The 7,286-nt window shown below is 40.7% G+C and carries 8 protein-coding genes; 3 read left to right on the top strand and 5 right to left on the bottom strand.

Annotated features, from left to right (window positions below; genetic code table 11):
* The first annotated feature begins 353 nt into the window (after nucleotides 1-353).
* Complete coding sequence (locus H0Z31_15495) at nucleotides 354-809, top strand: SRPBCC family protein (GenBank protein ID MBO8178827.1); 456 nt, start codon at nucleotides 354-356, stop codon at nucleotides 807-809.
* Between the two features lie 300 nt (nucleotides 810-1,109).
* Here H0Z31_15495 and H0Z31_15490 read toward each other — a convergent pair whose 3' ends face one another.
* The 3 genes from H0Z31_15490 to cax form a co-directional block, all read right to left on the bottom strand.
* Complete coding sequence (locus H0Z31_15490) at nucleotides 1,110-1,919, bottom strand: YfkD family protein (GenBank protein ID MBO8178826.1); 810 nt, start codon at nucleotides 1,917-1,919, stop codon at nucleotides 1,110-1,112.
* A gap of 425 nt (nucleotides 1,920-2,344) precedes the next feature.
* On the bottom strand, nucleotides 2,345-2,512 hold the full coding sequence (locus tag H0Z31_15485; protein ID MBO8178825.1) for a hypothetical protein: 168 nt from the start codon (nucleotides 2,510-2,512) through the stop codon (nucleotides 2,345-2,347).
* Nucleotides 2,513-2,529: 17 nt separating this feature from the next.
* Nucleotides 2,530-3,582 carry a calcium/proton exchanger gene (gene cax, locus H0Z31_15480; protein ID MBO8178824.1) on the bottom strand — a complete coding sequence of 351 codons (1,053 nt, stop codon included), beginning with the start codon at nucleotides 3,580-3,582 and terminating at the stop codon, nucleotides 2,530-2,532.
* Between the two features lie 138 nt (nucleotides 3,583-3,720).
* Between cax and H0Z31_15475 the strand changes: the two genes are divergently transcribed.
* A complete protein-coding gene (locus H0Z31_15475; GenBank protein ID MBO8178823.1) occupies nucleotides 3,721-4,140 on the top strand; it encodes a pyridoxamine 5'-phosphate oxidase family protein in 420 nt (139 codons plus the stop codon).
* A gap of 87 nt (nucleotides 4,141-4,227) precedes the next feature.
* Here H0Z31_15475 and H0Z31_15470 read toward each other — a convergent pair whose 3' ends face one another.
* Complete coding sequence (locus tag H0Z31_15470) at nucleotides 4,228-4,617, bottom strand: OsmC family protein (protein MBO8178822.1); 390 nt, start codon at nucleotides 4,615-4,617, stop codon at nucleotides 4,228-4,230.
* A 123-nt stretch (nucleotides 4,618-4,740) separates the two neighbouring features.
* Here H0Z31_15470 and H0Z31_15465 point away from each other — a divergent pair, with 123 nt between their 5' ends.
* On the top strand, nucleotides 4,741-5,919 hold the full coding sequence (locus H0Z31_15465; GenBank protein ID MBO8178821.1) for an MFS transporter: 1,179 nt from the start codon (nucleotides 4,741-4,743) through the stop codon (nucleotides 5,917-5,919).
* A 250-nt stretch (nucleotides 5,920-6,169) separates the two neighbouring features.
* Here H0Z31_15465 and H0Z31_15460 read toward each other — a convergent pair whose 3' ends face one another.
* The gene (locus H0Z31_15460; GenBank protein ID MBO8178820.1) at nucleotides 6,170-7,117 is read right to left on the bottom strand and encodes a DMT family transporter; all 948 of its coding nucleotides are present in this window, start codon (nucleotides 7,115-7,117) and stop codon (nucleotides 6,170-6,172) included.
* Between the last annotated feature and the right edge of the window lie 169 nt (nucleotides 7,118-7,286).

Here is a 7,286-nt window from a genome sequence, read left to right as displayed (position 1 = left end):
CATATTTATGAGCATAAACCCGATTGTTATGAGCATTAACTTCATATTTATGAGCAAAAACCCAATGTTATGAGCATTAACTTCATATTTATGAGCATAAACCCGATTGTTATGAGCATTAACTTCATATTTATGAGCATAAACCCGATTGTTATGAGCATTAACTTCATATTTATGAGCATAAACCCGATTGTTATGAGCAGCTTTTAGAAAATATGAGCAAAAATCAGCAGGAGCCGCTTTCCAATGTAGTGGGCGGCTCCTTACTTTTGGTATTTTTTCTAAAAAAAGGATATTGCTTTAACGAAGTGGAATTAATTTTATAAAAAGAAAACTTACGATGGAGGTCTTTTATGAAAAAATGGACAAAATCGATCGAAATTAACGCTCCGATTGAAACCGTATGGGAGTTTTTTGACGGGTCACTTGAAAACATGCAAAAAATTATGCCTCAAGTTATAGAAAATACACCTGTTCATGAAACCGAAGAAGTCGTTGGCAGTGTCTATCGCCAAAAATATCGGGAAGGCAAACGCGTCATGGAATACGACGTCAAAACATTAGAATACAAAGATACTCCTGATTATAAAAAATTAAAAGTAGGCTTTCATTTAGCCAACATGTTTGACATTACCGCAACATATGAACTGACGAAAAAAGATGAAAATCTTACCGAGCTTACATATACAGCGACAAACCAACCGTTAAAGTGGTATACTAAATTGTTTCTTCTGTTTGCATCGGAAAAAGTCGTCGTTGATTTTGTCGAACGCGTGAAACGAGTAGCTGAGGGTCAGTTAGTAAAATAGCGTTTTATAAGCTGTGCCGATTTGGCATGTCGCCAAATCGGTTTTTATTGTTTAGAAGTTGTTGATATGGATCAAATAAGAAAAAATTGGGCCAGCATTAACATCCTATGTGCCAAGCTAGGCTTCGAATGTGCTATTCTCTGCTCTTTATGTGCCAAATCCAACGCCTATATCCCAATTCCAGTCCTTTTTATGTTCAAATTTCGGACTTCTATGTGCCGATTCGCCCTCCTTATCAGACAATACTCCTCAAAAACCAAACCAACATGTAATAAAGCGAACTCTAAGAAAGAGCCCGCTTTATCTCGGTTGATCCGTAGCAATGAAGCTAAACATGATGTGGTCTTGTACTGGAATCCAGGCGCCGATGCCTTGAGACGTAACATTTTTGACGACGATTCCGCGATGCCTGCCTTTTAGCACGAGATACACTTCGCCATACGTGACTTTTCCTTTTTCGTTTACCGCAGGAGCATAGGCATATAAGTACCCTAGCCGTTTAGGCGGGATGTTATAAATTTGCTCCTTTTTCGTTCCCGCACCAACGATGGTTTCAAAAGATAGTGGGAGCTTCGTTTTTTCCATCGCTTTTAACAGCATCATTTTTTGGACGTCATCTGCTTTTAGAACCTTTGCAGTTAAGCCGCCTTTAATGACTTTTTGTACTTCTTGGACGTAATGTATTTGATAAATAGATTTTCCACCACGGTTGTCAAAGTAGTTTGTGTTTATTTTTTGGTACTGCCAGTTAGGAGCGGTTTCGGTTGATTCGTAATTCAGGGGCCACTCGCCTAAGTAGATGGTTGCTCTCATTCCAATCGAAAATGGAGATTTGTTGATAGCTGTTTCATTTAACATCCGAATTAAATTTGGGTTTTCAATTTTTATTTTAGATGTTTCAAGTAATTCTTTCGTTAATTCGCTCGGTTGTAAATACGGTAAATCTTGCGTTGGGTTTGGGTACGTATTTTCTTTGGCGATGTTCATGACGGAAGAAGGAATTTGATAGGCTTGATCTTCTTTTGCTTTTTTCGCTTGTTCTCCCGATGCGTTTGGAGCAAAACTTAAAATAAATACTAGTGCCAGAAGGATCATTCGATGTGAAATCATGTTGAGAACTCCTTTCTCAGTTAATCATCGAGTTTGTTATTATGTTTTCCAACCAAGTTCGATTTATCCATTCGAGTAACGTCTTCATTTAATAGTTTTTTTAACAAAAATTCAGAATATTTTCTCCGAAAAACGAATAGTGTTATACTGTCACCCTTCAACAAAGGAGGTCTTAACCTCAGCCTTTTATGGAGTATCCCAACTGCGAATTCACATCCAAAGGTAGGTGATCAACCGAAGCAAATCCGGACTTTTTCCATCACAATGTAAAAATTGAAGGGGCTGTCTAAAAAGTCCATTTTAGTTGAAAATACGCCAAAATTTAAAACCCAAAGAATGTTGATTTTACAGCATTCTTTGGGTTTGCTTTTTTTAGATTTCGGGATTAAATACTACTTTTCGGACAGCCTCTTTTTTTGGCTTTGTTATCCGATACTGTTGATATTTATACATACGCTTGTGGCGGACGCTTCTGCGGGCAAGCCGCGAGCCGTTTCCCTCGCTACGCTCAAGTATGGGTCTTTTCTGGCTTTCTGTTCCCGCTGGAGTCGCCGCCGTGTGAACAACTTGCTAAAAACTATGAAATATAACATAGCTTTTTTTTAAAATCTTATAGTAAATAAAAGCCGATTCCCATAATCAAATAAGCGGCAAGTAGCGTAGCCCCTTCGAACCAGTTCGTTTCCCCGTCGTTCGAAATAACAATCATTAATAGGACCGCGGTAACCATCGCCACTAGTTCTGGGACGGTAAATACGAGCGGCATAGAAGTGGTAAAGAAGAGTGAAATGAGTACAAGAATTGGAGCTACAAACATAGCAATTTGTAACGTTGAACCAACGGCAATTTCAACGGCTACGTCCATTTTATTTTTATACGCCATAATAATCGCTGAAGCGTGTTCCGCCGCGTTTCCGACGATGGCAACTATGATGACACCGATAAAGAGCTCGGACCATCCGAACGCATGGGCCACTTCTTCAAACGTATGTACGAGCGCTTCGGATACATACGCCACAGCAGCGGTCGCTAACGCTAAAATAAGAATCGATTTGTTACGTGACCATTCCGGTTCCTCTTCGTGTTCCTCCTGCTGCTCATGATGTTGATACACCCCACGATGAGTAACGAGTTTAAAGAACAGGGCTGCCATGTAGAGTAAAATCAAAATAATTGAGATTCCCACACTTAACATAAGTGTATCGGTTCTGTTCATCGTTTCAGCAAAAATTTCGGGAATCACAAAGGCGACAATGACAGCAAACATGAGTAGTCCTGAGTTATGTCGAGCATCATGAACATTAAACGTTTGCCGCTTAAATTTTACCCCCCCGACAAAAAAGGATAGTCCAGCCACTAACAATAAGTTTCCTAATACCGAACCAGTTAACGAGGCTAATACCACATCAATAAGACCTTCTTTTAAGGCAAAAATCGAAATAATTAGCTCCACGGCGTTTCCGAACGTGGCGTTTAATAGCCCACCAATTCGTGGACCCGAAATAATCGCCAAACTTTCAGTAGCTCGGCCCATGTAGCTCGCCAATCCGATGATAGTAATACAGTAAATAACGAACATAAGAACGCTCGGCCAATGAAGTAAAGTGCCAATAACAGATAGCGGTACCCCACCGAATACGATAAAGGCAAAGATTCGATTCATCTTCTTCCCTCACATTCTTCTGAACTTTCTTTTCTTATCTCTTCCCTGAACCAGGCAAAATTATCGAACGACGGTAGTAAAAATTGAAAAAACGTACAAATTATAAAAGGAATAATCATTAAGGGGGTAACTTGTATAATGGAACGAAATTTACAAGAAAAAGTAGAACAAGTATTGGACCAGCATCCCGTTGGCACGATGGCCACGGTTCGTAACGATAAACCATATTCCCGCTACATGACGTTTTTTCATGACGACCTAACGCTTTATACCGCGACGAATGAGCATACGCATAAAGTAGAAGATCTACGTTCCAACCCGAACGCGCATATTTTAGTGGGGCAAAATGGTACAAACGAGCCTCACATCGAAATTGAAGCCAAAGCGGAAATTGAAGATTCTCCACAATTAAAAGAAAAATATTGGGACGAATCGTTACGCCCATGGATTTCTGGCCCGGATGATCCCGAATATGTATTACTTCGCTTACAACCACAAACGATTTTATATTATGAATCACCAGGAAGCGAACCACAAAAGATGACGTTCCCTTCCTAGCACTGGAGCCTTTTAAAGGGCTCTTTTTTTATCCCTCTAGTGGACAGTTTTTTCCTTCTAAAGAACAGTTCAAGAATTAGATATTAATTATGCTTTTTTAATCTCAAACGTTTCCTTCACGTCAATCGCTCCAAGGACGGATTGCACCATGGAGCAGTTTTTCTTTGTTAGTTCCATTGCTTTTTCGATTTTCCGTTCATCAAGGTCAGTTCCTTCGATCGTAAAATGAAGATGCACATGTTCGATTCGATTTGCTATTTCTTCATTTCGTTTTACGTTCGCTTCAATTGTGATGTCAGTAATGTTGAAGCGCATTTTTTCTAAAATTTTTCGTAACACACCGCCACTACATACCGCAAGTGAGGAGACCATTAATTGATACGGCCGAAATCCTTGCGTCTCATCACCAGATACATGCAAAGTCCCGTACGGTAGCTCTGTGACAAACCCGCCTTCTGGCTTCATTTGGAATTTCATCGAATATCCTCCTTTCCTTCTTTTTCTATTCATTCCCATCTTACTTGATAGAATTCAGTCTTGCCAACTTTTAAATGAGGCTTTACTATCAACTTATTGAGAACGGTAAAAGGAGAACAAGACATGCGCACAAATTATCACTTTTGGGTATTGATTAGCATCGTTGCCATTTCAGGGTTTTCCCAAGGGATGTTGCTGCCGATCATTGCCGTCATCTTCGAACAAGACGGAGTATCTTCCTCGTTAAATGGACTTCACGCGACAGCGTTGTATCTAGGAGTATTGTTAGCCTCCCCTTTTATGGAAGTACCATTAAAAAAATGGGGCTACAAGCCGTTAATTTTAGCAGGAGGATTTACGGTGATTGCGTCGTTAATGATGTTTCCGCTATGGAAGTCATTTACGTTTTGGTTCGTTCTCCGACTGCTGATTGGAATCGGAGATCATATGCTTCATTTTGCAACCCAAACGTGGATTACATCCGCTTCGCCGAAAGAAAAACGGGGTCGAAATATTTCGTTGTACGGCCTCTTTTTCGGCATTGGATTTGCGTGCGGTCCGTTTATGACACCGCTTGTAGAAACGAATGAATCGTTGCCATTTATCGTATCGTCACTCATTAGTTTATTGGCCTGGTTAACGGTATGGGGACTAAAGAATGAGTGCCCAGAAAGCTCGATGGAAACAAATTCGTTCTTCGGGTCGCTCCATCGGTTCGGAAATGTCATGAAGTTCGCGTGGGTTGCGCTATTGCCCCCATTTGGATACGGCTTTTTAGAAGCATCTATAAACGGTAACTTCCCGATTTATGCATTACGCTCAGGCATTACAGTCGAAACGGTATCGATATTATTACCTGCGTTTGCCATCGGGGGCATTGTTTTTCAGCTACCGCTTGGTATGTTAAGTGACCGATACGGACGCCCCTTCGTGTTACTTTTTGCGATGGCAATTGGGACAGTGAGCTTTTTTTCTGCTGAGTTTATCGACTCGACCATTGGCCTGTTTATTGCCTTTTTTGTCGCTGGGATGGTTGTTGGGTCCACCTTTTCACTAGGAATTAGCTATATGGCCGACTTGTTGCCAAAATCACTGCTACCTGCTGGGAACATTATGTGTGGCATGGTCTTTAGCATCGGCAGCATCCTCGGTCCGATTATCGGAGGGACAGTTATCCAATGGAACGGCAGCTTCTTCTTCATGATTAGTGGCATGCTGTTTCTTATTTTTCTAGCTCTTGCTTTTTTCCAAAAACAGCAACGTCAAGAATATGCGCCACGTAAAAAGCCGCTTCACGGTTAAGTGAGCGGCTTTTTTATTAGGCTATGTTATATTTCATTGTTGATTTTTAGCAAGTTGTTCACAAGGCGGCGTCTCCAGCGGGAACAAGAAGCCGCAAGACCCATACTTGAGCGTAGCGAGGGAAGCGGCTTGCTCGCGGAAAGCGTCTGCCACAAGCGTAATATATAAATATCAACCGTATCGTTTAACTACACATAGCGCCGACATATAAGTTTTCGCATTCTGCACCTGAAAGTGGGTATATATAAGCTTATACTGTTTTTCTAACACTCCGATGTACCTTTTTTCCTTTATCACGATTCACAATAACAATTCCCGATGCAACAAGGGCTAGACCTAACAGTACAAATGAGTGAACTTCTTCCCCGAGCATCGTCGCGGATAAAAATACTCCAAAAACCGGGACTAAAAACATATATATCGACACTTTTCCCACTTGGTTGTATTTCATTACATTGTTCCATAATATAAATCCAGCTGCGGATAAAAAGGCTAAGTACAATAAAGCGAAGAACGATGTCCATTCAAAATCGAACGGAAAAGGACCGACTTGAACGATACCGAGCACTAACAAACCAATGGAGCCAAACAACATTTGGTATGACGTTAAATAACCAACTTCCATTTGTTTTGCTCCTTCTTTCGCTAAAATGTTCCCAAACCCTCCGGATAACATTGCGAGCAATAATAAAATTTCCCCCATTCCAAAATCAAGAACAAATTCTCCTTTTGTTAAATTAACAGCGATTACTCCTGCGAAACCTATAAGGAGCCCAATGACTTTTCGTTGGCTCATTTTATCATCCGGATACATAAAATGCGCGAGAATCATTTGGAAAAACGACGTCGTTCCCGCAATAATCGATCCTTGAATGCCGGTGGATAAACTCAGTCCGATATAAAACAAAACGTATTGAAAAAACGTTTGGAAGGCTCCGATTTTGACAACCGATCGAAACGTCTCCCGCTGAAATCGCATCGATTTTTTCATCATTGTAAAAAAGAATAAAATCAGTATGCTCGCTAAAAAGAAACGGTAGCCAGCAAACAGCATTTGCTCCCCTAATTCATTGGAGCGAATATCCAATAATTCATAGCTTAATTTGATAAACGGAAAGGCGCTTCCCCATAAAAACGTCGCTGCCACCGCAGACACAATAATTCCGAGTGGATGAGTAAAAAATCGTTGGGCTGTCATTCCTTCACTTCCCCTAGTCGTATGAGTAAAATTATTGTGGGCAAAATTTAACCCCCTCATTTGTTGAGGGAACGTTAGAACGCTCAACAAAAGAGGGGGCCACCAAGCGAAAGCGCGGTAGTTAATAAGCAAATAACATGAAAAAGAGGGTTACTCCTTGGTAGAATCT

Origin of the sequence: Bacillus sp. (in: firmicutes), from assembly GCA_017656295.1 — a bacterium.
GTDB lineage: Bacteria > Bacillota > Bacilli > Bacillales > JACDOC01 > JACDOC01.
The sequence above is the reverse complement of the archived record's forward strand: the minus strand, read 5'-3'. Positions and strand labels throughout refer to the sequence as shown.